General features: G+C 72.6%; 27 protein-coding genes. 10 read left to right on the top strand and 17 right to left on the bottom strand.

The features are described from left to right. Window positions 1-34 precede the first annotated feature (34 nt). Window positions 35-562: a hypothetical protein gene (locus tag AB0C03_RS24565; protein WP_357639033.1), complete on the top strand. Its 528-nt coding sequence runs from the start codon at window positions 35-37 to the stop codon at window positions 560-562. 69 nt (window positions 563-631) lie between these two features. Next, complete coding sequence (locus AB0C03_RS24560; protein WP_210864476.1) at window positions 632-1,516, top strand: pyridoxal-phosphate dependent enzyme; 885 nt, start codon at window positions 632-634, stop codon at window positions 1,514-1,516. Window positions 1,517-1,519: 3 nt separating this feature from the next. Here the strand turns inward: AB0C03_RS24560 and AB0C03_RS24555 are convergent, their stop codons facing one another. After that, complete coding sequence (locus AB0C03_RS24555) at window positions 1,520-2,161, bottom strand: HD domain-containing protein (protein ID WP_030330566.1); 642 nt, start codon at window positions 2,159-2,161, stop codon at window positions 1,520-1,522. Between the two features lie 87 nt (window positions 2,162-2,248). On the opposite strand from AB0C03_RS24555, the gene AB0C03_RS24550 reads away from it, so the two are divergent. Then, complete coding sequence (locus tag AB0C03_RS24550; RefSeq protein WP_357639030.1) at window positions 2,249-3,304, top strand: GlxA family transcriptional regulator; 1,056 nt, start codon at window positions 2,249-2,251, stop codon at window positions 3,302-3,304. Between the two features lie 86 nt (window positions 3,305-3,390). Here AB0C03_RS24550 and AB0C03_RS24545 read toward each other — a convergent pair whose 3' ends face one another. Beyond that, window positions 3,391-4,236, bottom strand: coding sequence for an NAD(P)H-binding protein (locus AB0C03_RS24545; RefSeq protein WP_209444524.1), 846 nt, complete (start codon window positions 4,234-4,236; stop codon window positions 3,391-3,393). Between the two features lie 86 nt (window positions 4,237-4,322). Here AB0C03_RS24545 and AB0C03_RS24540 point away from each other — a divergent pair, with 86 nt between their 5' ends. The 3 genes from AB0C03_RS24540 to AB0C03_RS24530 all read left to right on the top strand — a co-directional run bounded on the left by AB0C03_RS24540 (window position 4,323) and on the right by AB0C03_RS24530 (window position 6,863). Next, window positions 4,323-4,802, top strand: coding sequence for a MarR family winged helix-turn-helix transcriptional regulator (locus AB0C03_RS24540; protein ID WP_245233583.1), 480 nt, complete (start codon window positions 4,323-4,325; stop codon window positions 4,800-4,802). Between the two features lie 176 nt (window positions 4,803-4,978). Continuing rightward, window positions 4,979-6,169: an MFS transporter gene (locus tag AB0C03_RS24535; protein ID WP_357639028.1), complete on the top strand. Its 1,191-nt coding sequence runs from the start codon at window positions 4,979-4,981 to the stop codon at window positions 6,167-6,169. 64 nt (window positions 6,170-6,233) lie between these two features. Further along, window positions 6,234-6,863 (top strand): VOC family protein, encoded by a 630-nt coding sequence (locus tag AB0C03_RS24530; protein WP_210860950.1) that lies wholly within the window; start codon window positions 6,234-6,236, stop codon window positions 6,861-6,863. Between the two features lie 67 nt (window positions 6,864-6,930). On the opposite strand, the gene AB0C03_RS24525 is transcribed toward AB0C03_RS24530, so the two are convergent. Both AB0C03_RS24525 and AB0C03_RS24520 read right to left on the bottom strand, forming a co-directional pair. After that, window positions 6,931-7,758, bottom strand: coding sequence for a GNAT family N-acetyltransferase (locus AB0C03_RS24525; protein WP_357639025.1), 828 nt, complete (start codon window positions 7,756-7,758; stop codon window positions 6,931-6,933). 7 nt (window positions 7,759-7,765) lie between these two features. Then, on the bottom strand, window positions 7,766-9,340 hold the full coding sequence (locus AB0C03_RS24520) for a helix-turn-helix transcriptional regulator (protein ID WP_051708292.1): 1,575 nt from the start codon (window positions 9,338-9,340) through the stop codon (window positions 7,766-7,768). 198 nt (window positions 9,341-9,538) lie between these two features. On the opposite strand from AB0C03_RS24520, the gene AB0C03_RS24515 reads away from it, so the two are divergent. Together AB0C03_RS24515 and AB0C03_RS24510 are read left to right on the top strand one after the other, a co-directional pair. Next, entirely contained in the window at window positions 9,539-9,799 is a 261-nt protein-coding gene (locus AB0C03_RS24515; protein ID WP_156057424.1) for a hypothetical protein, read from the top strand. Window positions 9,800-9,812: 13 nt separating this feature from the next. Next, entirely contained in the window at window positions 9,813-10,946 is a 1,134-nt protein-coding gene (locus AB0C03_RS24510; protein ID WP_030330550.1) for an oxalate decarboxylase family bicupin, read from the top strand. 51 nt (window positions 10,947-10,997) lie between these two features. Here AB0C03_RS24510 and AB0C03_RS24505 read toward each other — a convergent pair whose 3' ends face one another. The 5 genes from AB0C03_RS24505 to AB0C03_RS24485 all read right to left on the bottom strand — a co-directional run bounded on the left by AB0C03_RS24505 (window position 10,998) and on the right by AB0C03_RS24485 (window position 17,102). Beyond that, entirely contained in the window at window positions 10,998-12,473 is a 1,476-nt protein-coding gene (locus AB0C03_RS24505; protein WP_357639022.1) for a PepSY-associated TM helix domain-containing protein, read from the bottom strand. Window positions 12,474-12,680: 207 nt separating this feature from the next. After that, a complete protein-coding gene (locus AB0C03_RS24500) occupies window positions 12,681-13,244 on the bottom strand; it encodes a copper resistance CopC family protein (protein ID WP_357639020.1) in 564 nt (187 codons plus the stop codon). Continuing rightward, window positions 13,241-14,452: a Dyp-type peroxidase gene (locus AB0C03_RS24495; RefSeq protein WP_357639018.1), complete on the bottom strand. Its 1,212-nt coding sequence runs from the start codon at window positions 14,450-14,452 to the stop codon at window positions 13,241-13,243. Before AB0C03_RS24495 ends, AB0C03_RS24500 begins: the two co-directional genes overlap by 4 nt. Window positions 14,453-14,475: 23 nt before the next feature. Beyond that, entirely contained in the window at window positions 14,476-15,078 is a 603-nt protein-coding gene (locus AB0C03_RS24490) for a copper chaperone PCu(A)C (RefSeq protein WP_357639015.1), read from the bottom strand. Window positions 15,079-15,143: 65 nt separating this feature from the next. After that, window positions 15,144-17,102, bottom strand: a complete 1,959-nt coding sequence (locus tag AB0C03_RS24485) for a DUF8832 domain-containing protein (RefSeq protein ID WP_357639013.1) — start codon at window positions 17,100-17,102, stop codon at window positions 15,144-15,146. Between the two features lie 221 nt (window positions 17,103-17,323). On the opposite strand from AB0C03_RS24485, the gene AB0C03_RS24480 reads away from it, so the two are divergent. Beyond that, window positions 17,324-18,310, top strand: a complete 987-nt coding sequence (locus AB0C03_RS24480) for a zinc-dependent alcohol dehydrogenase family protein (protein ID WP_357639011.1) — start codon at window positions 17,324-17,326, stop codon at window positions 18,308-18,310. A 23-nt stretch (window positions 18,311-18,333) separates the two neighbouring features. Here the strand turns inward: AB0C03_RS24480 and AB0C03_RS24475 are convergent, their stop codons facing one another. Genes AB0C03_RS24475 through AB0C03_RS24455 form a run of 5 tightly spaced genes read right to left on the bottom strand, consistent with a single transcriptional unit; the run spans window position 18,334 to window position 23,467 of the window. Beyond that, on the bottom strand, window positions 18,334-19,014 hold the full coding sequence (locus AB0C03_RS24475; RefSeq protein WP_357639009.1) for an ABC transporter ATP-binding protein: 681 nt from the start codon (window positions 19,012-19,014) through the stop codon (window positions 18,334-18,336). Next, window positions 19,011-20,015 carry an ABC transporter ATP-binding protein gene (locus tag AB0C03_RS24470; RefSeq protein WP_357639007.1) on the bottom strand — a complete coding sequence of 335 codons (1,005 nt, stop codon included), beginning with the start codon at window positions 20,013-20,015 and terminating at the stop codon, window positions 19,011-19,013. Before AB0C03_RS24470 ends, AB0C03_RS24475 begins: the two co-directional genes overlap by 4 nt. Next, the gene (locus tag AB0C03_RS24465) at window positions 20,012-20,896 is read right to left on the bottom strand and encodes an ABC transporter permease (protein WP_357639005.1); all 885 of its coding nucleotides are present in this window, start codon (window positions 20,894-20,896) and stop codon (window positions 20,012-20,014) included. Before AB0C03_RS24465 ends, AB0C03_RS24470 begins: the two co-directional genes overlap by 4 nt. Next, on the bottom strand, window positions 20,889-21,908 hold the full coding sequence (locus AB0C03_RS24460) for an ABC transporter permease (RefSeq protein ID WP_245233582.1): 1,020 nt from the start codon (window positions 21,906-21,908) through the stop codon (window positions 20,889-20,891). The genes AB0C03_RS24465 and AB0C03_RS24460 overlap by 8 nt, the downstream gene beginning before the upstream one ends. Further along, window positions 21,878-23,467: an ABC transporter substrate-binding protein gene (locus tag AB0C03_RS24455; RefSeq protein ID WP_357639218.1), complete on the bottom strand. Its 1,590-nt coding sequence runs from the start codon at window positions 23,465-23,467 to the stop codon at window positions 21,878-21,880. Before AB0C03_RS24455 ends, AB0C03_RS24460 begins: the two co-directional genes overlap by 31 nt. Before the next feature lie 208 nt (window positions 23,468-23,675). Between AB0C03_RS24455 and AB0C03_RS24450 the strand changes: the two genes are divergently transcribed. Further along, a complete protein-coding gene (locus tag AB0C03_RS24450; RefSeq protein WP_030330531.1) occupies window positions 23,676-24,176 on the top strand; it encodes a signal peptidase II in 501 nt (166 codons plus the stop codon). On the opposite strand, the gene AB0C03_RS24445 is transcribed toward AB0C03_RS24450, so the two are convergent. Genes AB0C03_RS24445 through AB0C03_RS24435 form a run of 3 tightly spaced genes read right to left on the bottom strand, consistent with a single transcriptional unit; the run spans window position 24,165 to window position 26,910 of the window. Further along, window positions 24,165-24,767: a LutC/YkgG family protein gene (locus tag AB0C03_RS24445; protein WP_245233581.1), complete on the bottom strand. Its 603-nt coding sequence runs from the start codon at window positions 24,765-24,767 to the stop codon at window positions 24,165-24,167. The genes AB0C03_RS24450 and AB0C03_RS24445 overlap by 12 nt on opposite strands. Then, the gene (locus tag AB0C03_RS24440) at window positions 24,764-26,209 is read right to left on the bottom strand and encodes a LutB/LldF family L-lactate oxidation iron-sulfur protein (RefSeq protein ID WP_030330529.1); all 1,446 of its coding nucleotides are present in this window, start codon (window positions 26,207-26,209) and stop codon (window positions 24,764-24,766) included. Before AB0C03_RS24440 ends, AB0C03_RS24445 begins: the two co-directional genes overlap by 4 nt. Further along, window positions 26,206-26,910 carry a (Fe-S)-binding protein gene (locus AB0C03_RS24435; RefSeq protein ID WP_357639002.1) on the bottom strand — a complete coding sequence of 235 codons (705 nt, stop codon included), beginning with the start codon at window positions 26,908-26,910 and terminating at the stop codon, window positions 26,206-26,208. The genes AB0C03_RS24440 and AB0C03_RS24435 overlap by 4 nt, the downstream gene beginning before the upstream one ends. Window positions 26,911-26,935 lie beyond the last annotated feature (25 nt).

Here is a 26,935-nt window from a genome sequence, read left to right as displayed (position 1 = left end):
GTGTGGACGTCGGCCCGGCGGGTAGGGCTGACTCATGCTGAAGCGAGCGGTGTGGCAGGGACTGGTGGCGGGCCTGGCCGGAGCGCTGGTGATGACGGCCGCGGAGAAGCTCGAACAGCGGGTGACCGGCCGCCCCGACTCCTACGTGCCGGCCCAGGTGCTGGCCAGGCTCACCGGCCTGCCGGAAGGGCGCCAGCCCCGCTGGCAGAACCTGACCATGCACTACGGACAGGGCGTACTGGTCGGGGTGCTGCGCAGCGTCATGGCGCAGGCGGGGCTGCGCGGCGTCTGGGCCTCAACGATGTTCACCGCGCTGCGCCTGAGCAACGACCAGATCCTGGAGAACGCCACCGGCGTCGGGGCGCCGCCGCTGACCTGGCCCCGGCCCGAACTCGCCATCGACATCGTGCACAAGTCCATCTACGCGTTCGCCACCGGTGTGGTGGCCGACGCGCTCGCCGCTCGCGACGGGGCAGGCCCCGGGCAACGACACGCGGCGCTGCGCCCCGGTCGCCACGCGGACGTCGGTCCGCTGGATCGGGTGGCGGCACATCGGGCCTAGCCGCGCCACGCAGGAGCCGCGCGCAGCCAGGAAGCTGCGAGTCGGGCCGTGGGGTGCTTAGCTGCACGGATGATCCCACCCGTTCCTCTCGGCACGTGGCCCACGCCGGTGGAGGCCGCGCCCCGGCTCGCCGCCCGGCTGGGGCTGGCCGAGCTCTGGTTCAAACGTGACGATCTCACCGGCCTCGGTGGCGGCGGCAACAAGATCCGTAAGCTCCAGTACACCTGCGCGCAGGCGATCGCCGTCGGCGCCGGCACGGTGATCACCTCGGGTGCGCCGCAGAGCAACCACGCCCGGCTCACCGCGGCCGCGGCCGCGCGGCTCGGCCTCTCCTGCGTGCTGGTGCTCGCCGGCCCGCCCCCGCCGACCCCACGAGGAAATCTGCTGCTCGACGCGCTCGCCGGGGCGCAGATCGTCTGGGCCGGGGACCGGCCGCTCGCCGAGGTGGTGGCGGTCGAGGCGGAGCGACGCTCGGCGTACGTCATCCCGTTCGGCGGCACCTCCACGGAGTCGGTCCAGGCATACGTGGACTGTGCTCGGGAGCTGCGTACCCAACTGCCGGCCATCGACGGGGCCGAGGTCGTGGTGGCGCTCGGCTCCGGCGGGTCGATGGCCGGCCTGGTGCGGGAGTTGGGCGCGCAGCGGGTGATCGGCGTTGACGTCGGTGCCGTGCCGGACCCCCGGGCGACAGTCGCCGGGCTGCTCGTCGGCGAGGTCGAGCCAAACGCGCTGCGGATCGACGGCTCGCAGGTGGGTGCCGGGTATCGCACGTTGACCGACGCCGTGCGGGCGGCGCTGGAGATCACCGCCGGTACGGAGGGGATCTTCCTGGACCCGACGTACACCGGTCGGGCGATGGCGGCGCTGCTGGCCGGCAGCTTCCCGCGCGGCGACCGGCTCGTCTTCGTGCACACCGGCGGGCTACCCGGACTCTTCGGCCACCCCGAGCTGTAGGGGTCATTCGGGCCAGGCGGAGTCCTCGATGACCCGGACGAAGTCGATGTGGCGGTAGCCCGGCACCCGGTGCTCCAGCACGTCGCCGTTGACGGTCCCGAAGGTGGTGTCCGGCCGGTGCCGGAAACCAGCGGCGAAGGCGTCGACGATGGCCCGCTTGAAGTTCGGCCGCGGGTGTGCGGCGGTGACCGCCGCGATGTCGGCCGGGGTCAACTCGTGGTAGCCGATTCCGAGCACGTCGGTCTCGACGCCCGCGGTGACCAGGGCGACCTCGGGCTCCAGCCGGTACGGAACCTCGGGCGTGGTGTGCAGGGCGATCCCCTCCCAGACGAGCCGGGCCTCGTGTTCGCCGATGCCGTTCGACAGCAGGAAGCGGCGTGCCTCGTCGGCGCCGTCGAGTTCGAAGCGCTGATCGTCGCGGCGGTAGCGTTCGGTCAGTCCCAGGTCGTGGAACATCGCTCCCACGTAGAGCAGTTCGGGGTCGGCCGTCAGGCCGAGCCGCCGACCCTGCAGCGTGCCGAAGAGGAAGACCCGCCGCGAGTGATGGAACAGCAGGTCGTCGGTGGCCTCGCGGACGAGTTCGGTGGCGTCGGTGGCGAGCCGCGAGTCGGGGATCCGGACGCCGGCGATCGTTGTGTGGCTCATCACTGTCCTGTCGGTCGGGAGCCCGGCCGGGCTCCGGTGCGTCAAGCGTCACCCGCTGGACCGGTCAACCGCCCTGTCCTGTCTGCCATGCTTCCCTCAGATCAGGACATCACCGGAGGGGGTCGGCGGGTGGGCAGCGCGACGGCAGGGGTGCACCGGGTCACCGCCCTGGTCTTCGACGGCATGACGATGCTGGACCTCGCCGGACCGTTCGAGGTCTTCGCCGAGGCCGCCAAGTTCGGCGCGCGCTACGAGCTGGAGGTGCGCTCCGGTGACGGCGCCGCCGTCCGTGCCTCGACGGGCCTACTCGTTCAGGTCGACGGCGCGGTCGACGCGGCGACCGACGTCGGAACCGCCCTCGTGGTCGGCGGCGACGCGTTGGCGGTGCGCCCGATCAGTGCCGACCTCACCGCCGCTGCCGCCACGCTGTCCCGCACCGCCGGGCGCACCGCCGCGGTCTGCACCGGCGCGTTCGTCCTGGCCGCCGCCGGCCTGCTGGACGGTCGGCGGGCGACGACGCACTGGCAGCACGCCCGGTTGCTGTCCGCCGCCTTCCCGCAGGTCCACGTCGAGAGCGACGCGATCTTCGTACGGGACGGGACGATCTTCACCTCCGCCGGCGTGTCCGCCGGCATCGACCTCGCGCTCGCCCTGGTGGAGCGTGACCATGGTGCGGAGATCGCCCGGTCGGTGGCCCAGTCGCTCGTCGTCTTCCTGCAACGGCCGGGCGGCCAGTCGCAGTTCTCGCCGTCGCTCGCCCTGCCCCGACCCCGCACTCCGGTGCTGCGGCAGGTGATCGACGCGGTGGCAGCCGACCCGGCCGACGACCATTCGGTGCCGGCCCTCGCCGCCCGGGCGCACGTGAGCCCCCGTCACCTCTCCCGGATGTTCCGGCAGGAGCTGGGCAGCACCCCCAGCAAGTACGTGGAGGGCGTGCGGGTCGACGCGGCCATCCGGTTGCTGCACGCTGGGAAGTCGGTCACCGCCTCCGCCCGACAGGTCGGCATCGGCAGCCCGGAGACGTTGCGCCGGATGTTCCTCGCCCGGGTGGGGGTGTCGCCCCGCGCCTACCAGCAGCGCTTCCGAACGACCGAGCGGGACTCGACGACGGTGCCGGATGACGGGGGCCGGCCGGAGCACTGACCCGCGCACCACCGTCCGGTGCGCCCGAGCCCGGTGCCCTCCGGTGCGATCGCGCCGGAGGGCACCCGTGTCGAGCTGTCGACGGGTCAGAGGCTCGCGAACTGCTCGCGGTGATCGCTGACGAACTCGGCGAAGGTCCGTGGCTGCCGCCCGACGATCCGCTCGACATGGTCGTTGGTGAAGTCACCCCACCCCGAACCGTAGGCGACCCGGTACTCGGCGAGGACCTCGGCCGACCAGTGGTCGAGGCCGGCCTGGAGCAGGCCGTCGCGCGTCTGTTCCGGGCTCTGCGGCACGTAGCGCACCGGCTGGCCGAGCGTACGGGCCATCTCGTCCGCCGCCTGGTCCAGCGTGATGCTCTCCGGGCCGGTGGGCGTGTAGATCATGCCCTGGTGCTGCTCGGGTGCGGCGAGGATCGCCGCTCCCGCGGCGGCGATGTCCCGGGCGTCGATCAGGCCGACCCGGGCGTCACCGAAGAGCCCGAAGAGGTGCTCACCGGCCTTGGCGGCGAGCAGGTTCTGCATGAAGTGGCTCGGCCGCAGGATCGTCCACCCGATGCCCGACTCCTGCAGCTCCGCGTCGGAGAGCGCGTGCAGTCGGCCGTTGCGGGTCGGCGCGTCGTGCGCGGCGCCGATCGCGGAGAGCCGGACGATGTGCCGCACGCCGGCCTGCCGGGCCGCCCACACCGCGTTCATGCTCTGGCTCGGCGCGAGCGGACCCATCGGCATCAGCAGCCACAGCGTCGTCACGCCCTCGAACGCCGAGGTCAGCGTGGTGGGGCGGTCCAGGTCGCCGACGACGTAGTCGACTCCGTCGAGACCTGGCGTACGTGCCGCGTCCCGTACGAGCGCGCGGACCGGCTGCTTGCCGGCCAACTCCCGCAGCACCTCCCGCGACACGGTGCCGTTTGCCCCGGTTATCAGAATGGTCATGGTCATCCTCTCGGTCAGGCGGACCGAGGTCGGATCATCGGTCGCCGCCAGCGACGATATAGTCCAAAACTTGTACAGTCCAATGATTGGACCAAAGTATGAAGCGCAGCACACTGAAGGAGCAGGACCCTGACCTCGGGATCCTGGCCGTGCAGCTCTCCGCCCGCGTCCAGCGGGAGATCTTCCGACGTTCGGCCGAGCAGGGCTTCGACGACGTCCGGCCCCGCCACGGCGCGGTGCTGGCCTACCTCGACGCCGAGGGCACCCGCCCCGGCGAGCTGGCCCGGCTGGCCGGGCGCAACAAGCAGACGATGGGCGCGATCCTCGACGAGTTGGAGCGACTGGGCTACGTCCGGCGTACGCCCGACCCGGCCGACCGCCGCGCGAAGCTGATCGTGCCGACGGACCGGGGCCTCAGCTTCATGGCGGCCTCCGACGCCGTCGTGCACGTGATCGAGCAGAACCTCGCCGAAACGCTCGGCCCCGACCGGTACCGCGACTTCCGGGACGCACTGGGCCGTGGCGTGGCCAGCCTCCCCTCCGGTGGTCAGGACCCCGAGGGCTGAACCGGCGGCACGCGACGTCGTACCCCGGCGCTTTTCGGGGCGGGCGCACCCGGCGGCGGACCGCGCCGAACCGGTCGAACTGGCATACGACGGTGCCGGCCGGGTACGCCGCCGTGGCCGCGCGGCCGGCGCGACGCCCAGGCCGGACCGTCTTCGTGCAGCCGAGGAGCACCGACATGTCGATCTCAGGGCGGGCCCGACTCTCGCCGACGGCCTCCCTGGTGCTGCTCGCGTCGATCCTGGTGTCGTTCCTGGCCGCGTCGGCGGCCCCGACGCCGCTCTACGGCGTGTACCAGGAACGCTGGCACTTCTCGCCGGTCACGACCACAGTGGTGTTCGCCGTCTACGCGCTCGCCGTGCTGGCGTCCCTGCTCGTCTTCGGCAAGCTCTCCGACCACCTCGGCCGGCGGCCGGTGCTGGCCGTCGCGATCGCGGTGCAGATCCTCGCGCTCGTCGTCTTCGTCTTCGCCAACGGCGTCGCCGCCCTGCTGATCGCCCGCCTCGTGCAGGGGCTGGCCGCCGGTGCCGCCACCGGGGCCGTGGGCGCCGCCATGCTCGACATCGACCGGGCCCGGGGAACCCTCGCGAACTCGCTCGCCCCGGGCATCGGAACCGGAAGCGGGGCGCTGCTCTCCGCGCTGCTCATCCAGTTCCTGCCCGCGCCGACGCGACTGGTCTACCTCGTCCTGCTCGTGATCCTGCTGATCCAGGCCGTCGGGGTCGCGCTGATGCCGGAGACTGTCACGCCGCTGGCCGGGGCCCGGCGCAGCCTCCGGCCGGACATCACGCTGCCCCACGCGGTACGCCAGCCGGTCCTGGCCGTCGTCCCGGTGCTCTTCGCGGTCTGGGCGCTCGCCGGGTTCTTCGGCGCGCTCGGCCCGGCGCTCGTCCGCAGTCTGATGAACACGTCGATCGTGATCGGCGGTCTGGTCCTCTTCGTCTTCGCCGTCTTCGGGTCGATCGCCGTCCTGGTCCAGCGCAACGCCGCCGCCCGGACGGTGATCCTGACCGGGATCAGCACGCTCATCCTCGGCATGGTCGTCACGATGGCAGCGATCATGGCGGAGTCCGTCCCGGGCTTCTTCGTCGGTCTCGCGCTCGGGGGAGTCGGCTTCGGCAGCGGCTTCCAGGGCAGCCTCAAGACCGTCATGCCGCTGGTGGAGGCGCACCAACGCGCCAGCGTGCTGTCCGTGCTCTACGTCATCTGCTACGTCGGCTTCGGTCTCCCCACGGTCATCGCCGGCTTCCTCGTGGTCTACGCCGGCGGCCTGCCGCGGACCGCCGACGAGTACTCCGTCGCCGTCATCCTCCTCGCCCTGGTCGCCCTGGTGGGGGTACGCAGGGCCACCCGGATGGCGCCGGGCTGATACCGGAAAGCCCGCATCGGGCGGGAACGCGGACAGTAGCGTGATGATCAGGAAGGGGACAGCGATGAGCCCGAAGGTTGCCCAGGCCGACGCGAGCACGGCGGCGCGGATCGAGAGCCTCGACATCAAGCTCGAGGTGCTCGTCATTCCGGTCTCGGACGTGGACCGGGCAAAGGCGTTCTACCAACGGCTGGGGTGGCGGCTCGACCAGACCCCGCCCGGCATCGTGCAGTTGACGCCGCACGGCTCCGCGTGCTCCGTGCAGTTCGGCCCCGGGCTCACCCCGGCGGCACCCGGCTCGGCAGTGGCGTATTTGGTCGTTTCCGACGTCGAGGCGGCCCGCGCCGACCTCGTCGCCGCCGGCATCGAGGTCGGCGACGTCTTCCACGTCACCCCGGACGGCCCGGTCGACGGGCCGGACCCGCAGCGACGCAGCTACTTCTCGCGCGCCACACTGCGCGACCCGGACGGCAACACCTGGCTGATTCAGGAGATCACGACCAGGCTTCCCGGGCGCATCGAGGGCGGGCTGACGTCGTTCGGCTCGGTGAGCGACCTGGCGGACGCGATGCGGCGCGCGGCCGCCGCACACGACGAGCACGAGAAACGTACCGGGGAGCGGGACGACAACTGGCCCGACTGGTACGCGGCGTACATGGTCAGCGAACAGTCGGGGGCCACACCGCCCGAGTGAGCCCTGACCGACGACGGATTCGGGGCCGAGGCCGGCGCACAGCTGCCCACCACGGCCCCGGGCGGGCTCAGGACGCCGCTCGCCACACCCAGTTGCGGCGTTCGTAGAGGGGCACCAGCCCGGCCCGGCGCAGGTTGTTCAGCGACGGGTTCTGCTGACCGGGAGCGGGCTTGCCGGTCTCGGCGAACAGCCACCGGCATCCCGCCTCGACGGCGGCCCGGGCGCGGGCGGTGATCAGCGCCGACTGCGCCCCGAGGCCGCGGTGACCGGAGGCCGTCGCGGCGGCGTTGAGCGCCGCGGCCTCGCCGTGCAGGAACAGGTTGGCGCCCGCCACCAGCTCACCGCCGTCCCACGCCGCGCAGGGTCGCCACGCCGGCTGGCCGACCGTCGCGGCCACCATGTCGGTGAGCCCACCGGTCGGCATGCCGAACCCGGTGAGCAGCACATCGGCCCAGCGCCGCGCCTCGGTGGTGGGCACCGGGCCGACCCGTAGGCGGGTCCGTCCGGCGGTGACGTCCTCGGGCCGGGCGGCGAGCTTGATCCAGGTGCTGCCCGGCGTGAGCCCGCGCGCGGCGGCCACCTCGTCGAAGCCGGCGGGCACTACCGACGGAATGAGCTGGATGACGGCCTGACCGATGCCGTGCTCCCGGTAGAAGTCGAGGACGTCATCCAGGACCTGCACGGTGAACGGCTCGGTGGTGCCGAAGCCCAGGGCCTTACTCCAGTACCCGCCGGACGGATCGTTGCGCATGCCGAGAGCGACACCGCCGCCGACGCGGGTGGTGGCGATCCCGAGATCGGTGTACGTGGGTGCGGGTGCCTGTGACTCGTACGAGTGCATGAATTCGCACTCCACGGCCTCGGCGAGTGGGGTCAGGTCGGCTGGCGCTGTCACCAGCCGATTATCGTCTGGTCCTCTCCCAGGCCCGCACCAGCTGCATCCGGTTGTTGATGCCGAGCTTGTGATATATGGACCGGAGCTGGGTGTCCACGGTGTGGAAGGAGACGAAGAGGCTCCTGGCCGCCTCCTTCTTCGTGGCGCCGGCGGCGAGCATCTCGGCGACCCGCTCCTCGGCGGGGGTGAGCGCGTCGAGGCCCCCACCGGGCGGCTCGTCGATCGACGGCCGGTGCCGCGGGGTGCCGCTGAGGTCGGCGCAGCGCCGGTCGGCAATCGCCTGGTCGCCGGGGGCGCCGATCCGGGCGTAGAGGGCAGCAGCCTCGTGCGCGGCGTCGCGCGCCTCCCCGGGGCGCAGCCGAGGGTTGTTCGCCAGGTCGAGCAGCGCGTCGGCCAGCGCCGGCCGGGCGGCGGTGGTGCGCAGCTGGTCGACCGCCGACCGGAGCGCGTCCGGGTCGCCGTCGCGCAACCCCCGGCTCTGGTCGGCCAGCGCGCGCCACAGCGGCACCGGCGTACGGGTGGACACCAGCTCGACCAGTTCGGTGACCCGGCGGGCGGCTCGGGTGTCGCCGGTGGCCACCGCCGCGCGTACCAGCCGGGGACCGAAGTGCGGCACCGGCAGCAGCGGCCGGACCGAGCGGTGCAGGTCGGCGACGACCCTGGTGAGCAGGCCCGCCGGCGTGCTCACGGCCGGGTCGCGGGCTGCCACGCAGAACGCCGGGCTCCACATCGTCCGGTCGGGCCAGCGGTCCTCGGCGAGGCAGGTGCGCAGGATGGCGCGGGCGTCGTCGTGCTCGCCACGGCGGTAGCGGACCTCACCGATCACCGCAACCAGCAGGGCGCGCACCTCTCTGCTGAGGTCCGCCGAGCCGGAGCTGAGCGTCGTGACGGCCAGCGCGGCCGCCTCGGGCAACTCGCCCACCGCCACCATGCGCAGGCAGTCCAGCGCGGTCAGCCCGGTGAGCGGCCCGTCGCCGTCATCCGGCGCCTGGCGGGCGGCGGCCCGGGCGTCCGGGTGCCGGCCCAGGCCGAGCGCGACGAGGATCCGTTCGGCCCGGATGGACGGGGCGTCGGCGCGGGCCGACCAGGAGTTCGGATCCAGGGCCGCCAGCACGGCCTGGGCGCCCGGCAGGTCACCGTGCGCGAGCGAGCGGGCGGCCCGGCCGAGGGCGAGATGGCGAGCGGACGACTGGTCACCCGACGCGGCGTGCGCGGTGCCCGCGTCGCGCAGCAGGGCGTCGGTGTCCGGATGACCCGTGCGGGCCGCGACCGTGGCGACCAGGGCGAGCACCGTGGCGCGGCTGCGGGCGTCCAGCCGGAGGTTCAGTGCCTCCCGCAGGCCGGTGAGGGCGATGGTCGGCTGTTCCAGTGCGACGGTCCGCGCCACCCGACCGAGCACCAGGGTGCGGTGCGGCTCGCCGCCGCGGCTCGTCGCGACCTCGGCCGCCAGGATGTGGAGCGCCTCCGTCCCGCGCCCGGCGAGCCGGAGCTGGTCCGCGGCCTCGAAGAGCCGGTGCCGTCGTTGCTCGGTGGTGATGTCGTCGGCCGAGAGCGTTCCGGAGCTGAAGGATGATTCGGACAATGGCGTTCTCCCCGGTTGTTACCCGGCGCGTCGAAATGCCGTCCTGCGACCGAGCCTAGCCACGCCGGCACGTACGGGAGACCGGATCGCCGAACCGGCGGGATTGCGTCGAATGGCCCGTGCCGTCCGGGAACTGGTGTGCGGTAATGGCGCGATCACGTGATGCGACGGTCGGTGTTCCGCGCCGATCATCGAACCATGGCCCCGCTCACCGACCCTCCCGGTCTGCCTCGGCTCCGGGTCGTGCTGCTGATGTTCGTCGTCTATGCCGGCACCGGGGTGGGTGGTCACGCTCCGGCGTGGACCCGTCTGGTGCTGACGGCGATCGCGGTGGCGATCCCGGTCGCGATCGCGATCCAGCACGGCCGGCCCGGAGTGCGTGCCCTGCTGGGGATCTCGTCGCGGCTGCGGCTGCGTGGCGGATCCGTTCCCGCGCCCGAGCCGGTCCGACCCGAGTGAGGAGACAGCGATCATGGCCGACAGTGATCCCGAACCGAGGCGCGGCGACCAGGGCGCACCGCCCTTCGCGGGCCGCAACGTCGCGCTTGAGCGGCAGAACCCGGACCTTGTGGTTCCGCCCACCACCGACAGCCGGTTGGTGCCCAACCTCAAGTTCTCGTTCTCACAGGCGCACACCCGGGTGGAGAAGGGCGGCTGGACCCGGGAGGTCACCAGCCGCGACCTCCCGATCGCCACCCAGTTGGCCGGCGTCCAGTTCGGTCTCGAACCGGGCGCGTACCGGGAGATCCACTGGCACCAGCAGTCGGAGTGGGCGTACATGCTCAGCGGAAGCTGCCGGATCAGCGCCGTCGACCACGAGGGACGCAACTTCATCGAGGACGTGAAGGCGGGCGACCTGTGGTTCTTTCCGCAGGGTGTGCCGCACAACATCCAGGCGTTGCAGGACGGCGCGCAGTTCCTGCTGGTCTTCGACGACGGCGCGTTCTCGGAGAACAACACGTTCCTGCTCAGCGACTTCTTCGCGCACACCCCCCGGCACGTGCTGGCCAAGAACTTCGGCTGGACGCCGGAACAGATGGAGAACCTGCCCGAGCGGGAGAAGTACATCTTCCAGGGCGACGTCCCACCACCACTGCAACAGGACCGGGTGGTCAGCCCGACCGGCGACATCCCCCGAAGCTTCAAGCACCGGATGCTCGCCCAGACCCCGCAGCGTTTCCGCGGCGGAACCGTCCGGATCACCGACTCGACCAACTTCGCCGCCTCCGTGACCACGGCCGCGGCACTGGTGGAGGTCGAGCCGGGGGGGATGCGCGAACTGCACTGGCACCCCACCACCGACGAGTGGCAGTACTACATCTCCGGCACCGCACGGATGGGCGTGTTCGCCGCGCAGGCTGCCGCCCGGACGTTCGACTTCCAGGCCGGCGACGTGGGGTACGTGCCCTTCGCCTACGGCCACTACATCGAGAACACCGGTGACGAGCCGCTGGTGTTCCTGGAGATGTTCCGCCATCCCCGGTTCGAGGACATCTCGGTGATGCAGTGGATGGCCAACACGCCCCACGAGATCATCGCCGACACGATCAACGTGTCGACGTCGATCGTGGACAGTCTGCCGAACACCAAACAGGTGGTGATCTGAGCGTCTTCGCGTCCGGCCGTCCGTCGCGTCACGGACGGCCGGACCGGTGGATCAGCGCCCCGCGGGTGCCGGGGAGACAGGAGTCGCGGCAGGTCGTCGGCGTCGGGACACCGCCCCCACCACCACGTCGATGACGAGGAAGGCGAGCACTGTGATCCCGAACAGCGGGAGCGCCCAGCCGATCGCCACGGTCACCGGTACGCCGATCAGCAACGCCCAGAGCGGCAGACCGCGTACACCGCCGCGCGCTGGCGGGGTGCCGGCGAGGGCGCGGCGGTCGGCGCGGGTGGGTCGACGCTGCCACCACATGCGGTAACCCCAGAAGATGACGCAGAGCAGCCCGAGCGCGAGCGCGGCGAGCAGGATCTGGTTGACCAGGCCGAAGAGGATCCCCATGTGGGCCTGGATGCCGAGGCCGCTGAGTTTGGCCAGCAGGGGCCAGTCGGCGAAGTCGCTGCGGGCGGTCACCGCGCCGGTGGCCGGGTCGACGGCGATGCGGTCCTTGTTGACCGGCCAGGTGTTGTCGACCTGGGTGACGGTCCAGGCGGAACCCGGCTCCGGCGCGGGGGTGATCTCGACGGGACCGGAGAGGCCCGCGTCGCGAGCGACGCCCAGAACCCGGTCGAACGCCGCCGACTCGACGACCCCGCCAGCCCCGGCGGCACCGTGCTCGTGGCCCCCGCCGGTCTCGGCAGGGGCGGTGGGGCCGGCCGTGAGGCTGGTGGAGATCTCCGGGGTGCGGGCGTTCACCGCGTCCAGGCCGTCGGCGAAGTTCGCACCGGCGTAGCGGGACCACGTCAGACCGGTGACCGAGAGGAAGAGGAGACCGACGGTGAGCCAGATGCCGGTGGTGGCGTGCCACCCTCGGGTACGACGAACACCCTTACCCGTGGACAGGTCCGGCACGAGCAGATGCCGGGCTGCGGCTCGGGCGGCGCCGCGTCGACGCCACCAGAGGATGACCCCGCCGAGCGCCATCACCCACAGCCAGCTCGCGGCCAGCTCGGAGTAGTGCTCGCCGACCGTGCCCAGGTGCAGGTGGCGGTGCAGGTCGTCCAGCCAGGTGACGGCCGGCGTGGACCCGAACCAGGTGGTGAGCTGGCCCTGGGACTCGGCGGTGTACGGGTCGATGTAGACGGTGTGCTGCTTCTCGCCAAGCTCGGGCAGAGAGAACACCACCTTCGTGGTCCGGTCGCCGTCGCCGGGTTGCACGGTGGTGATGCTGCCGTCGGGGTGCGCGTTGCGGGCCGCCCCGATCTGTTCGGCCAGTGGCAGCTGACGCTCACCCACCTCGGCGACGGTGAGCTGGTCGCCGTAGAGGATCGTGTCGAGTTGCGGCGCTGTGGTGTAGGCCAGACCGGTCAGTGCGGCGACCACCAGGAACGGGGCGACGAGGATGCCGGCGTAGAAGTGCAGCCGCAGCAGCAGCGCGCTGAACGGCGACGTGCGCCGGGCGGCTCGGGCCGGTTTCTCGGCGGTGATGGCGGGTTCCGGCTGCGGCGTGCCGGACAGTTCGGTGAGAGACATGGTGATCCGATCGGAAGAGTCGGGAGTCACCCGGTAGGTGTCTCCCGTGCTGGTCTGGTCGCCCGGTGAGGTGTCGCGTCGGCCCCTGACCGGTAGTCGGGGGAGAGACGCCGCTGGTTCCGGAGACGTGCAAGACCGGGCCGGTCGGTCCGGGCCGTGCGGTGCGCGTCGCCGGTCCGCCCCACTGTGGAGCGGATCACCGTCTGATCAGCGCCGCACCGTCCGTCGCCACCGCAGCCCAACGGCCGTCACCAGGACGAGGAGGGACAGCGCGGCCCCCGCCACGAGCACACCGCTCGGGCCGTCGTCGGACTCCGCGCCGGCGGCGGCCGGGGCGGGCGCTGAGGCGCTGAGGTTGGCAACCGGCGCGGCGCTGGACGAGGGATCTGCCACCGTGAACGGGTACGACCCCTGCACCGGGTGCCCGTCGACGGAGACGACCCGGTAGGCGACCGTGTAGGTCCCGTTCGGCAGGGTGTCTGTCACCCGGACCGTGCTCGTCGCCCCGGTGACCACCGGTTCGCCGGTGGGAAGCTTCCGCTTGGCGGCGTCGGTGAGCACGATCGTGGTGAAGGTGGGGTCGAGCCGCCGCATGAATTCCAGCGTGACCTCGGTCGGTGCGCTCGACAGTGTCGCGTCCCGGGCGGGCGTGGCCGCCCGGAGCGAGTTGTGCGCCCAGGCCGGGCCGGCCGGGATGAGCACCGCCACGAGGACGGCGAGCACCGCCGCGCCGAGCCGGACGGCGGTGGGGCGCGACGGCGACCCGGTCATCCGAGCACCTGCTCGCCGATCCAACCGCCCGGTGGACATCCGGGCGGGATGGCGAAGACCGCGGAGCCGATCGGCGTGGTCCACTCGTTGAGCAGGTCCCGGTCGGCCAGCCGGCGCTGGATGGGCAGGAACTGCCGGGTGATGTCGGCCTGGTAGGACGTGAAGATCAGGCCGCTGTCCGCGTGACCCTCGGCCGTCGGCACACCGTCGTAGTTGTACGGCCGGCGGAGGATCTTCAAGCGGTCGTCGGTGACGTGGGCGCGGGTCAGGTGCGAGAAGTCGGGGATGACGGTGAGCCCGTCCGGATCGGTGGCGGCGAAGTCGGGTTCGTCATGCTCGGCGGTGCCGGTGAGCGGGGCACCGGTGTCGAGCCGCCGCCCGACGGCGAGTTCGCGGTCGGCCCGGCCGAGCAGGTCCCAGGTTTCCATGTTCATGCTGATCCGCCGCACCACCACGGTGGTGCTGTCGCGCAGCCACGCCGGGCCGTCCGGCACCCAGAGCGCGGTGTCCATGGGCGCGCCGGGTCGCGGGTTGGCGGTGCCGTCGAGCTGACCGAACAGGTTGCGTTGGGTGTGGCCACCCGGCTCGACACCGGGGCTGCGCCGGAAGCCCTGCTGGACCCACCGCACTGTGGCGAACGGTCGGCTGTCCTTGATCAGGACCCGTTGGGCGTGGGCCACGGTGATCGCGTCGTCAGCGCAGATCTGGAGCAGCAGGTCACCGCCGGACCAGGCCGGCTGGAGCCGGTCGATGCGGAACGACGGCAGGTCGGTGACCGATGCCGGCCGGCGGTCGTCGACGCCGGCCGCCCGGTAGAGGCCGGGCCCGAAGCCGAAGGTCACTGTCAGCCGGGCGGGCAGCAGCCCCAGTTCGGCCTCGGTGTCGGCCAGCGCGGGCCGGCCCTGGGTGAGTCGGGCGGTGTCGTCGGTGAGCAATCGCAACATCCGGCCCAGCGCGGCCCGGTCGACGCCGGCCCGCAGCGTGAGCGCCACGAACGACGCGTGCGCCTGCGGTTCGGTGGCCACCCCGGCCTGCCGGGTGCCGTGGAACGGCTCGACCAGGCCGCCGACGGCCGCCACCGCCGCCGTGGCGTCGGCGGCGGCCCGTGGTGGCCCGCCATCGGTGCGAGTCGTGGCGATGGCGGCGGCGCCGGCGAGGGCTCCGCCGGCGGCCAGGGCCCCGCCGGCGAGCAGGCCGCGCCTGCTCACCGGCCGTACGGGTGGCGTCCGCGTCACGATGCCGGGCTCATGCTCATCGTCGGCGTGGCGCTCGTGCCGGGCAGAGGCTGGCCGTGCCCCGGGGCGTAGCTCTCCTGCGCGCCGGTGAACGGCTTGGCCACGGCGCGGAACTGCTGGGTCCTGCCGTCGGCGAACGTCAAGGTGAAGGTCACCTCGTCGCCGGCCCGAACGGGCTTGGTGAGGTTCATCAGCATGAGGTGGTCGCCGCCGGGCTCCAACGCGTGGGTGCTCCCGGCCTTGATCACGATGCCACCCTGCTTCTGCCGCATGACCATAGTGCCGTCCTTCATGGCCATCTCGTGCAGTTCCATCGAGGACAGGGCGGTGGTGGCACCCGTCACCGTGACATCGACGTCGCCGTCGTTGACCAGGGTGCCGAAGGCCGCCGTCATGCCCTTGTCGGCGGCCTTCACCCACGGGTCACGAATGCCGAGCACACCGGCGTCCGGGTCGGCCGAGGTCGGCACCGACGGGCCCGCCTGCGCGGTCGCCGGAGAGTCGGACGAGCCGCATCCGGCGGCACCCATCGTCAGGACGGCGGCGGCGAGGATCGCGGCCGAGCGGCGGCGTGGACCGAGCGGGCTGGTGCTGAGCATGTGTTCTTCCTCCGATGGTTGCTGCTGGCTGGTAGGTCGGCAGCAGCACGGAGAAAGTTCCAGGCTCAGGGCACGTCGATCGTGAACTCCCCGGTGTGCACCGTGCCGGCGACCTGGAAGTCGAAGAAGGCCCGGTACCGGCCGGCACTTGGCACGGTCAACCAGAACTTGACGGTCCCGTCGACCAGCTCCTGCTCGGGGTGGACGTGCACGTAGCCGAGGTCGCCCTCCCGCACGACGACCAGGTGCCCGTACGCGCCCAGGTACCGCTGCAACTGCGCGGGCGTGGCGGTGCCGGCGCTGGTGACCTGGAAGTGGATCGGCGCCGTCACCCCCACCGTCGGGGTGCCGGTCATCGACACGGTGAACGGACCAGCCGCCGCCTGTGCCTGCGGCGGCGGCAGCGCGGCCGGGGTGTGCGCGCCGGGCACCGTGTGGTCGACGCCCAGCACCAGGGGCTGCTGGCTGCCGTTGGCGGTGGTGACGGAGAAGTCGGCGTAGACGCGGTAGCCGCCGGGTCGGGCCAGCGTCAGCGGGACGCTCCAGGTGCCGTCGGGTGCCATCGTCGGGTGCAGGTGCTGGTAGCCGGTCAGGTCCCGGCCCACCACGATCAGGTGCAACGGCTTGTCGTGCACGACCGCGAAGCGGGTCGCCGGCTGCCGGTCGGTGCCGACGATGCGGAAGCGGTAGTCGGCGCGTACCCCGGCGGGTTGGGTTCGTTCCAGCGGTTGCAGCGTGAAGCCGGCGGCGCTGACGGTCGTCCCGGTGGCAAGCGTCTCGCCTGTTCCGCTGTCGCCCCGGTGCGTGTGCGGCCCGGTGCCCGCCGGGTGTTGGTGTCCGTCGGTCGCGGACACCGCCGGGCCGGAGGCGGGCGGACCGCCCGCCGGCTGCCGGGCGGTGTTGGCGGCCGGGCCCTCGTTGCCGCTGATGCGCGCCAAGCCGAACCCGCCGAGCAGGGCCAGCACCAGGGCACCGACGAACAGTGCCAGCCCGGTGTTGCTCAGCCGGGACCGGGGCGTCGCGCTGGCGAGGTCCGGGTCCGGCGACGCTCCGGGGTCGGCGGGCGGTCGAGTGTCCGAGGTCTGCGTACCGTTGCCGGTCGTCGCGGCGGCCCGGTCTGCGTCGGTTCTGCCACCGACCGCCCTGCCGCCGCCAGTCTTGGCAGCGGCGGTCCTGCTACCGGCGCCCTTGGTGCCGGGGGTCCTGGTTCCGGGACGGGTGCCGGCGCCGCGTCGACCGGATGTCGCCGGCGCGGTACGGCCCCGGCCGGCGGGTCTGCCAGTGGAGGCCGTCCGCCGACGCCAGACGACGGATCCGGCCGCCGCGACCGCCACCGCGACCACCGCCAGGCCGACCCACGCGACCGCTCCGGGGCCGTTCTCATCCGTCGACTCGATCGGAGCAGCCGCTGCCGCGGACGGCGGAATCGGGGTCTCGGCCGCGACCGTCGGCACTGCCGACGCCTGCCCGGACGACCCGTGTTGCTCGGCAGCGGCCAGCAGCGCCGGGTCTGGCTGGGTCGACGGCGGGCTCCACCCCTTCGGTGCCGCCGTCACCGGCCCGTTGTAGCGGAAGGTCAAGGTGCCGCGTACGGGGTCGCCGTCCGAGGCGACCGACAGGTAGCTCACCGAGTACTCGCCCTTGGCCGGCAGGTGTGCGACCGCCACCGTCGCGGGGAACCCGGTCGTGTACTCGCGCGGCTCGAACTGGCCGTTCACCAGGAAGTACTCGCGTACCGGCTTGTCCAGTGGCTTCGGCTCCCCGTACGACCAGCCGTTGTCGACCCGGATGCCACCGGGCGCGGTGACCGTGAAGAACGCGTTGGCCGCGGCCTTCTCGGTGAAGAACAGCCGCACCGACGTCAACGCCTCGCGCACCGTGGCGCCTGCCGCCGGCGTGGACATCGCGAGGGTCCCGTGAGCTGCGGCGGGCTGAGCGGACGCGAGGAGGGCGACAGCCGAGACGAGGAGGAACGCGAGGAGGCCCGAGACCACCCGCCCTGCGATCTGAGGGTGACGACGCATCTGAATATCCTGACTGCGCGGAGACTTTTTACAAGAGGTGGCGATCTTTTTCCTCAGATGGCAAAAGCGGGGCGGGTGGAACGGTGGCACCGGGATGGTCGGCCGGCGTCGGGCGAAAGTTTCCGGCGGGTGCCAGCGGCGGTCACCGAAGAAGCCGCCCGGTCGGCAATCCGGTCGGTTAGCGTCCACCTGACGTCTCGATCACGGAGAGTGTGGGGGCTATGCGGGCTGCGGTGCTGCGGGAGTTCGACGTTCCGCTGACGGTCGAGGAGATCGGCGACCCCGCCCCCGGGCCCGGGCAGGTGCTGGTGCGGGTCGTCGCCAGCGGGGTCAACCCGCTCGACACGAAGATCCAGGCGGGGAAGGCCGCACACGCGCGTGTCCAGCTACCCGCGGTGCTCGGCATGGACCTCGCCGGTGTGGTCGCGGCGGTCGACGCGGAGGTGACCGGCTTCGCCCCGGGAGACGAGGTGTACGGGCTGTGCGGGGGAGTCGGTGACCTGCCGGGCTCGCTGGCCGAGTACACCGCCGTCGACGCCCGGTTGCTGGCTCACAAGCCGAACAACCTCTCGATGCGGGAGGCCGCCGCGTTGCCGTTGGCGGCAGTCACCTCCTGGGAAGGTCTGGTCGACCGGGCCGGGGTCCACGCCGGGCAGAAGGTGCTGGTGCACGGCGGCGCCGGCGGGGTCGGGTACGTGGGCGTGCAACTCGCCCGGGCGCGAGGCGCCGAGGTGTACGCCACGGGCCGGCCGGCGAACCTGCCGGTGATCGAGAGCCTGGGCGCCGTGCCGATCGACTACACCACGAGCACCGTCGACGAGTACGTCGAGAGACACACCGGCGGTGAGGGGTTCGACATCATCGTCGACAACGTCGGTGGCACGACCCTCGACGCCTCGTTCGCGGCGGTCCGCACCTACCACGGGCACGTCGTCAGCGCGTTGGGCTGGGGCGCACACTCGCTCGCCCCGCTGTCGTTCCGTGGCGCCACCTACTCCGGCGTGTTCACCCTGCTGCCGATGCTCACCGGGCGGGGCCGTGACCACCACGGTGCCATCCTGCGCGAGATCGCGGCGCTGGCCGAAGCCGGTGCGCTGCGTCCCCGACTGGACGCGCGCCGGTTCACGCTCGACACGGTGATGGACGCCCACCGCCTGGTTGCCGACGGCACCGCCAACGGCAAGGTCATCGTGGACGTCGCCGACTGAGCGGGAACCCGTCGGCCGGGAGGTCAGGTCCGTGCGGGTGCCGTGCCGGCCAGGTCGACGATCCGGTCGCTCCAGCGCTCCAGCAGAGTCTGGTCGTGGCTGATGACCAGGACCCCGGCCTGCTGGGCCAGCTGGTAGTCGCGGATGACGGCGGCGACGTGCGCCTGCGTGGAGGCGTCGAGCATCGCGGTGGCCTCGTCGCAGAGCAGGTAGTCGGGACGGTGCACGAGGGCCCGGGCCAGGCAGGCGCGTTGCAGTTGCCCGTCGGAGACCGCGTGCGGACGTCGGCTGCGCAGATCCGCGGTGAGGCCGACCAGGTCGGCGAGTTCGGTGACCCGTTCCCGGACCGCCGCCTCGGGTGTCCGGGTGGCGCGCAGCGGTTCGGCGATCAGGTCGGTGAGGCTCAGCCGGGGATCGGCGGCGGCGCGCGGGCTCTGGAAGAGGGCGGCGACGCGGGTCCGTAGGGCCACCGGCACGGCGTACCGGACGGCGCTCACTGCGGTGCCGTCGATGCTGACCCGGCCCTGATCGGGCTGGTGCAGCAGGGCCAGGACCCGTACCAGTGTCGACTTTCCGCAGCCGGACGGCCCGCGCAGTCCGACCGTCTCGCCCCGGTCGATCCGCACCGTGACGCGGTCGAGGACGACCTGGCGGCCGTACCCGACGGTCACCTCGTCGGCGAGCAGGTGTGGCGTGTTGGTCACGGGTTGGCTCCGGTGGGGATCGGGTGGTGGCAGGCCACGGTGCCGCCACCGGCGACCGGTGTGGGCTCTGGTCGGTCAGCGCAGGTTTCGGTGCGGTGTGGGCAGCGGGGCGCGAACGCGCAACCGGGGGGCAGCGCGGTGAGCATCGGCGGGTCGCCGGGCACCGGCCGGAAGGCCCGGTCCGGCAGGGCGTCGAGCAGCGCCGAGGCGTACGGGTGGGTCGGCGCGGTGAAGAGTTCGTCGGTGTCGCGGTGCTCCACGACGCGGCTGGCGTACATCACGGCGACGGTGTCGGCGACCCGGCGCGCGGCGGCCAGGTCGTGCGTGATGAGCACGACGGCGGCGCCGTTGTCGCAGCGGCGGCGCAGCAGGTCGAGGGTGTGGTCGACCAGCGGCCGGTCCAGCCCGGTGGTGGGCTCGTCGGCGATGAGCAGCGCCGGGTCGGGTGCCAGCGCGAGCGCGGTGACCAGCCGCTGTGCCATCCCGCCGGACAGCTCGTGGGGGTAGCGGTCCAGGTCCGCCGGGTCGAGCCCGACGTCGACGGCGAGCTGGTCGGCGTCGGCGCGGTCGCGGCCGTGCGCCCGCAGCGTCTCGGCGAGCAACCGCCGCCCGGTGCGGACCGGGTTCAGGGCGGTGGCCGGGCTCTGTGGAACCAGGCCCACCAGGCGACCGCGTACCCGCCGGGCCAGTTGGCGTTGACCGCAGGTGATCAGGTCGACCGGGTCGGCGTCGGGGTGGTGCAGCACGGCGTGGCCGGTGGTCGTGGCGTTGCCCGGCAGCAGGCCGAGCAGGGCGTGGGCCAGGACGGACTTGCCGCAGCCGGACTCGCCGACGACGGCCAGCAGTTCGCCGGCCCGGACGGTGAGGTGGAGATCGGTGACGGCGCGCACCCGCGCGTCGCGCAGCCGGAACTCGACGCCGAGGCCATCCACGGCCAGCAGCGGCCGACTCGTGGCGGCGCGGGCCGACGCCGGGGCGGGAACGGATTCGGTGGTGGTCACAGGTGCAGCTCCGCTCGAACCCGGGGATCGAAGCGGTCACGCCAACGGGCGGCGAGGACCGCGATGGCGAGAGTGACGACGACGATGACCGCGCCCGGTGCCAGGCTGGCCCACCAGGCGCCGGTCAACAGTGACCCCTGGCCGTCGTTGATCATGTTGCCCAGCGAGGCGAGGTGGGGCGGCAGACCGAGGCCGAGGAACGACAGGGCGGTCTCGTGCCACACCGCGTGCGGGATCATCAGCGTGGTGGCCAGCGCCAGTCGGGGCAGGACGTGCGGCAGCAGGTGCCGGGTGAGGACCCGGAACCGGCCGGCTCCTCCGCTGATGGCGGCGTCGATGAACGGTCGGTCCCGCAGACTGAGCACCTCGGATCGGACGATGCGGGCGGTGGACAGCCAGTGGGTGAGCCCGACGGAGGCGATCACGGCACCGAGGCTGGGCCGCAGCATGGCCACGATGAAGATGCCCAGCAGCAGGTGCGGCATCGCGGCGATGGTGTCCACGATCCGCATCAGGATCCGGTCGACCCGGCCGCCGAGCGTGCCGGCGATCCCGCCGATCACGCCCCCGAGGACGGTGGCGACGAGCGCGGCGACAGCCCCGACGAGCAACGAGACCCGCAGCCCGTAGACGGCGCGGTGCGCCACGTCGCGGCCCAGATCGTCGGTGCCGGCGAGGTGGGTCCAGGACGGCGCCAACCGGGTCTGGTCCAGCGCGACGGCGCTCTGGTCGAGGGGCCAGACGAGCGGTGCGAGCAGCGAGCCGGCGACGGTCGTCAGCAGGACCAGACCGGCGATGACGACACCGGTCTGGCCGGGGCGCAGCCGCAGCCGGGACCGGGCCACGTGGAGCAGTGGCGGTCGGGTAGCAAGGTCAGCCATCGAGTCGTACCCTCGGGTCGGCGGCGGCGTAGGCCAGGTCGGTCGCGAGGTTCGCGGCCAGCACCACCGCGGTGGTGGCCAGCGTGATCGCCGCCAGCAGCGGGAAGTCGCTGCCCAGCGCGGCGGCGACGGTGACCGCGCCGAGGCCCGGCAGGGAGAAGACCGTCTCGACCAGCACCGCCCCGCCGACCAGTTCGGGCAGGTGGGTGCCGACCAGGGTGAGGAACGGCAGCAGCGCGGTTCGCAGCGCGTGCCCGAACAGCACCGTCCGGCCGGGCAACCCGCGCGCCCGCGCCGCGAGCACGTGGTCGTCGCGCATGCTCTCCGCGACCGCGTCCCGGACGAACAGCACGAACCACGGTGCCTGGGACACGGCCAACACCCCGACCGGCAGGATCAGGTGGTGCGCCACGTCGCCCCAGGACGTGCCGGTCGCTGTGACATCGGTGAGCCCGCCGGCCGGCAACCAGCCCAGGGCCAGCGCGAACACGGCGATCGCGGCCAGGCCCAGCCAGAAGACCGGCATCGACTGCACCGCGTACGCACCGGCGCGCAGCGCGCGGTCGAACAGCCCACCCCGGCGGTACGCGGCCAACGAGCCCAGCAGCAGGCTCCCGACCAGGGCCAGGGCCAGGGCCACGCCGATCAGCAGCAGCGTCCAGCCGGCCCGGGCGGCGAGCACCGAGGCGACCGGCTCGTGCCGGCTGGTCGACCAGCCCAGGTCGCCCCGCACGAGGTTGCCGATCCAGCGCAGGTACTGCACCGGCACCGGGTCGTCGACGCCCCAGTTCGCGCGCAGCTGGGCCAGGTTCTCCTCGCTGGCGGTGAAGGCCGCCGCGCCCGCGTACTGCTTCGCGGGGTCGACCGGCGAGGCGGCGCCGAGGGCGAACATCCCGACGCTGGTCGCGGCGAGCACCGGCACGGCGACGAGCAGCCGACGCCGGAGCACCGCCCTCGCCCCGGCCAGTCGACCGGAGCGGGTCACGACCGGGTCCAGGTGTCGATGTTCCACCAGAGGCTGTTCGCCACCCCGTGCTCGTGCGCCTCGACGCGGGGAGCGACACCGCGCACCGAGGACTTCAGCACGTAGGTGTGCCGCAGGTAGGTGAGGAACAGCCACGGCACGTCGGCGGCCAACTGCTTCTGGAACCGCGCGTACGCGGCCCTGCGAAGATTCGGGTCGATCTGGTCGCGGCCCTGCTGGAGGGCCCGGTCGGTCACCTCGGAGCGGTACGAGCCCGGGTTGAAGTAGCCCTGCCCGGCGAACTGGGAGCTGAACAGCTTGTACGAGACGAAATCCGGGTCGTACGGCGTGCCGTAGCCCATCAGCAGCGCGTCGGATCTCATCCGTGGGTCGATGGCGTCCCAGGTGAGCCCGGCCGGGGTGACCCCGATGCCGATCTTCTTCGCGTCGGCGGTGACGGCGAGCGCCAGGTCCTTGCGCAGCGTGTCGCTGGCCGGGTACATCAGCGTGAACCGGGCCGGCCGGCCGTCCTTGACGCGGATCCCGCCGGGGCCGGGGGTCCAGCCGGCCGCGTCGAGCAGCGCGCCCGCCGCCGTCGGGTCGGCGGTCGGCTTGCCGATGATCGAGGCGTCGGTGAACTCGGAGGTCGGCGGGATCGGGCCGAACGCCGGTTCGCCGGCGCCACCGAGGATTCCGGAGACCATCGCGGCCCGGTCGACGGCCAGGTTGAGCGCCCGGCGGACCGCCGGGTCGGCGAGGACCGGGTTGCCCGTCGGCAGCATCACACCCCGGTAGTCGGCGGTCGGCACCCGCTGCACCCGGTACGCGCTGTCGGCGTCGAAGCCGGAGGCGAGCTTCGGTGGCAGCTCGGCGGCGTCGAACTCGCCGGCGCGCATCCGCTGGGCGCGGACGTTGTCGTCGGCGACGAACGCCACCACCACCCGGTTGTTCTTCGGTCGGCCCGCGAAGTAGCTCTCGTTCGCGGTGAGCACCAGGCGGTCGCCCGGCGTCCACGACTCAACCTTGTACGGCCCGGTCCCGACCGGTTTGCGATTGAACCCGGCGGTGTTGATGTCCTGCCCGCTGAGCAGCCTGGCCGGCACGATGCCGAGAGTGAGCCGTTGCAGGAACGGCGCGTACGGGTAGCGCAGCCGGAACACGACGGTGGCCGCGTCGGGCGCGGTCACCGACTCCACCATGTCCAGGTCGGAGCGGAGCGTGGAGTCCACCTTCGGGTCCAGCACCGCCTGGTACGTGAAGAGGACGTCCGGGGCGGTCAGCGTGGTGCCGTCGTGGAATTGCACGCCGTCGCGGAGCTTCGCGGTCACGGTGCGCCCGTCGGGCGACAGCTCCGGCAACGCCGTGGCCAGAGAGGCCACGAGGCGGTTGTCAGCGTCCCGGCTGACGAGGCCGTCGAAGATCAGCGAGGCGCCGTCGACGCCGTAGTTGAGCACCGGGTTCAACGCGTCCGGTTCGTCGGAGGTGGCCACGACCAGCGTGGTCCCGCCCGCTGAGCCGTCGGGCGTGGCCGGGGCCGAACAGCCGGCGAGGACGAGCATTCCCGCCGCCGCGGTCGACGCCGCGAAGCGTCGGACGGTCGGATGCATCCGGGTCACGGAGGGCTCCTGTGGTGTGGGGAGTCGTTGGTCGGGTGGGCGCAACGCCGCAACCGTTGATCATCACGGTGGCACAGTTGCCAGTCTTTGGCAATTACCAAGCTTGTGCGTCATGCTGTTGATCAACGGGGCCGCCGGCGTGCGGGCTCGCGTTCACCGCCGGTGGTGACTGTCGCCACCGACCGGCTAGGGTTCCGGGGTGTTCCGCGTCGTCGTGTTGATCGCTGCCGTGGTGCTCGCCGCGGATCAACTCACCAAGTACTGGGCCGAGTCCGCGCTGTCCGGCGGGCAGACCATCACCGTTCTCGGTGACCTGCTGCAGCTGCGACTCGTCTACAACCCGGGTGCCGCCTTCTCGATCGGCTCCGCGTACACCTGGATCTTCGCGGTGTTCGCGGCGGCGGCGGTGGTCGCGGTGACGGTCGTGGCGCTGCGGGTCACCTCGCGGGCCTGGGCGGTGGCGCTGGGCCTGGTGCTCGGCGGCGCGACGACGCACCTGCTGGACCGCCTCTTGCGCGAGCCGGGGTTCGCTCGCGGGCACGTCGTGGACTTCATCGACTACGCCGGGTTCTTCGTCGGCAACGTCGCCGACATCGCCCTGGTGGTCGGCGTGGGCATCGTCATGCTGCTCAACGTGCGCGGCATTCCGCTGCGGGCGCCGGCGAGCGAGGCCCGCGAGCAGGTGTCGTCAGGCTCCTGAGCCGACCAGGACGACCTCCAGCCGGCGCGGGCCGTGCACTCCCTCGACCCGGTTCAGCTCGATGTCGCTGGTGGCGGACGGGCCGGAGATCCAGGTCTGCGGCGCGCGCGGGTTCAGTCGGGTGAGCGCCTCGGGCAGCAGACCGACCACCTGGTCGGCGCGAACGACGCAGATGTGCCGGTCGGGCACCAGGGTGAGCGCCCGCCGCCCCTGCGTCGGGCCGGCGTCGAGGATGATGGTGCCCGTGTCGGCGATCGCGACCGCGCAGCCGGTCAGCACCGCGTCCAGGTCGTCGAGTACGGCCGGTGACAGCGCGGGCGCGTCGCGGTGCACCTGCCCGGCGTAACCGGTCAGCCAGTCGGCCGGCAGGTCGGCGGGGACGGCGAGCCGGTCGACCTCGCTGAGCAGCCGGGGTAGGGCGTCGATGCCATGGTGGACCACCGCCCGGTAGTCCTCCAGGCGGTCGACCAGGGTGGCGATCAGGTCGGGGCGGTCGTCGACCCGGCGGTAGCGGCGGGGCACCTGCACCGGCGGCGGGCTGTCGGCCAGGGCCGTCCGCAGCCGCGCCAGGATCTCGTCACGTGCGCTCACTGCTTCCCCCACCATTCCCGGAAGGTCTGCGGCCCGGGCAGCGGCAGGTCGCGCGACCGGGTCCACGCCGACCCGGGCCAGGGCAGTCGGCGCAGCGTACGCGCGCCGGTGCGGCGCATCCGGTACGCCCCGAGCGGCCCCGCACCCGCCCGGGCCAGGCGCAGGGCGGCGGCCCAGCGCCGAGGGCTGCGCATCACCCAGGACAGGACACCCATGGCGGCCCGTTCGGCCGGCGGATGCGGCGCCTGCTGGCGGAGGTGGACCAGGATCTCCGGAATGTTGATCTTCACCGGGCAGACGTCGTAGCAGGCGCCGCAGAGGGTCGACGCGTACGGCAGCGAGGCGTTGTCGGCCACCCCGGTCAGCTGCGGCGACAGGATCGCCCCGATCGGCCCCGGATACACCGAGCCGTACGCGTGCCCGCCGGCCCGCTCGTACACCGGGCAGACGTTGAGGCAGGCGGAGCAACGGATGCAGGACAGCGCCGGCCGCCCCACCGGGTCGGCGAGCACGGCGGAGCGGCCATTGTCGACAAGGACGACGTGCACGTCCTGCGGACCGTCGCCGGGGGTGACACCGGTCCACATCGAGGTGTACGGGTTCATCCGCTCGCCGGTCGAGGAACGGGGCAGCAGTTGCAGGAAGACCTCCAGGTCGGTGAAGGTCGGCAGCAGCTTCTCGACGCCGACGACGCTGATCAACGTCTCGGGGAGGGTGAGGCACATCCGCCCGTTGCCCTCGGACTCCACCACCACGAGGGTGCCGGTGTCCGCCACGGCGAAGTTGGCGCCGGAGACGGCGACCCGGGCCGAGAGGAACCGTCGTCGCAGGTGGGCGCGGGCCGCCTCGGCCAGCGCGGCCGGTTCGTCGCTCAGGTCGGCCGGCACGTCGGGCATGCGACGCTGGAAGATCTCCCGGATCTGCGCCCGGTTGTAGTGGATCGCCGGCACCAGGATGTGTGAGGGGGTGTCCTCGCCGAGCTGCACGATCAACTCGGCGAGGTCGGTCTCGTACGCGGCGATCCCGGCGGCCTCCAACGCCTCGTTGAGCTCGATCTCCTGGGTCGCCATCGACTTGACCTTCACGACCTCGTCGGCCCCGGCGGCCCGGGTCAACGCGACCACGATCCGGCACGCCTCGGCCGCGTCGCGGGCCCAGTGCACTGTGGCGCCGGCGGCGGTGACGGACGCCTCGAACTGCTCCAGCAGCTCCGGCAACCGACGTTGGACGTCCGCCTTGATCGCGGAGCCGGCGTCGCGCAGCGCCTCCCAGTCGGGTACCTCGTCGACGACCCGGGCGCGCTTGGCGCGGATGGTGCGGGTGGCCCGGTGCAGGTTGGCCCGCAGCTGCGGGTCGGCGACTGCCGGTTTGGCGGCGGTGGGAAAGGGCAGCGGCGTGCGGATCCGTCCGCTCCCGGTGGCGGGTGCGACCGGCTGGCTCATGAGCTGGCCCCGGCGAGAATCTCGGCGTAGTGCATGGCCCGTACGCCCGAGCGGTGGCGGTCGAGGCCGCCGCCGATGTGCGCCAGGCAGGAGTTGTCGGCGGCGGCCAGCACCCGTGCGCCGGTGTCACGAACCCGGGCGCACTTGTCGGTGAGCATCGCTGTGGAGACGTCCGGGTTCTTCAGGGCGAAGGTGCCGCCGAAACCGCAGCACTCCTCGGCGTCGCCCAGCTCGACCAGCGTGATCCCGCGCACCTGGCGCAGCAGGGTCAGCGGCCGGTCGCCGAGGCGCAGCATCCGCAGGCCGTGACAGGTGGGGTGGTAGGTGACCGTCTCCGGGAACTCGGCGCCGACGTCGGTGACGCCGAGAACGTCGACGAGCAACTCGGACAGCTCGTAGGTGCGGGCGGCCACCGAGGTGGCGGGCGGGTGCAGGCGCGGATACTGGTCGCGGATCATCGCGGTGCACGACCCGGAGGGCGCGACGATGGCGTCGTAGGAGTCGAAGACATCGACGTAGTTGCGCACCATCGGCATCGCCTCGGCCCGGTAACCCGTGTTGGCGTGCATCTGCCCGCAACAGGTCTGGTCGGTGGGGAAGTCGACGGTGTGGCCGAGCCGCCGCAGGATGCGGGTGACAGCGATGCCGGTGCCCGGGTACGCGAGGTCGTTGACGCAGGTGATGAAGAGGGCGATCCGCACGGCGGCTCCTCGGACGGGTCGGGGG

Origin of the sequence: Micromonospora parva, from assembly GCF_040649675.1 — a bacterium.
GTDB classification, from domain to species: Bacteria; Actinomycetota; Actinomycetes; order Mycobacteriales; family Micromonosporaceae; genus Micromonospora; species Micromonospora parva.
This window is presented reverse-complemented; position numbering and strand designations above follow the sequence as displayed.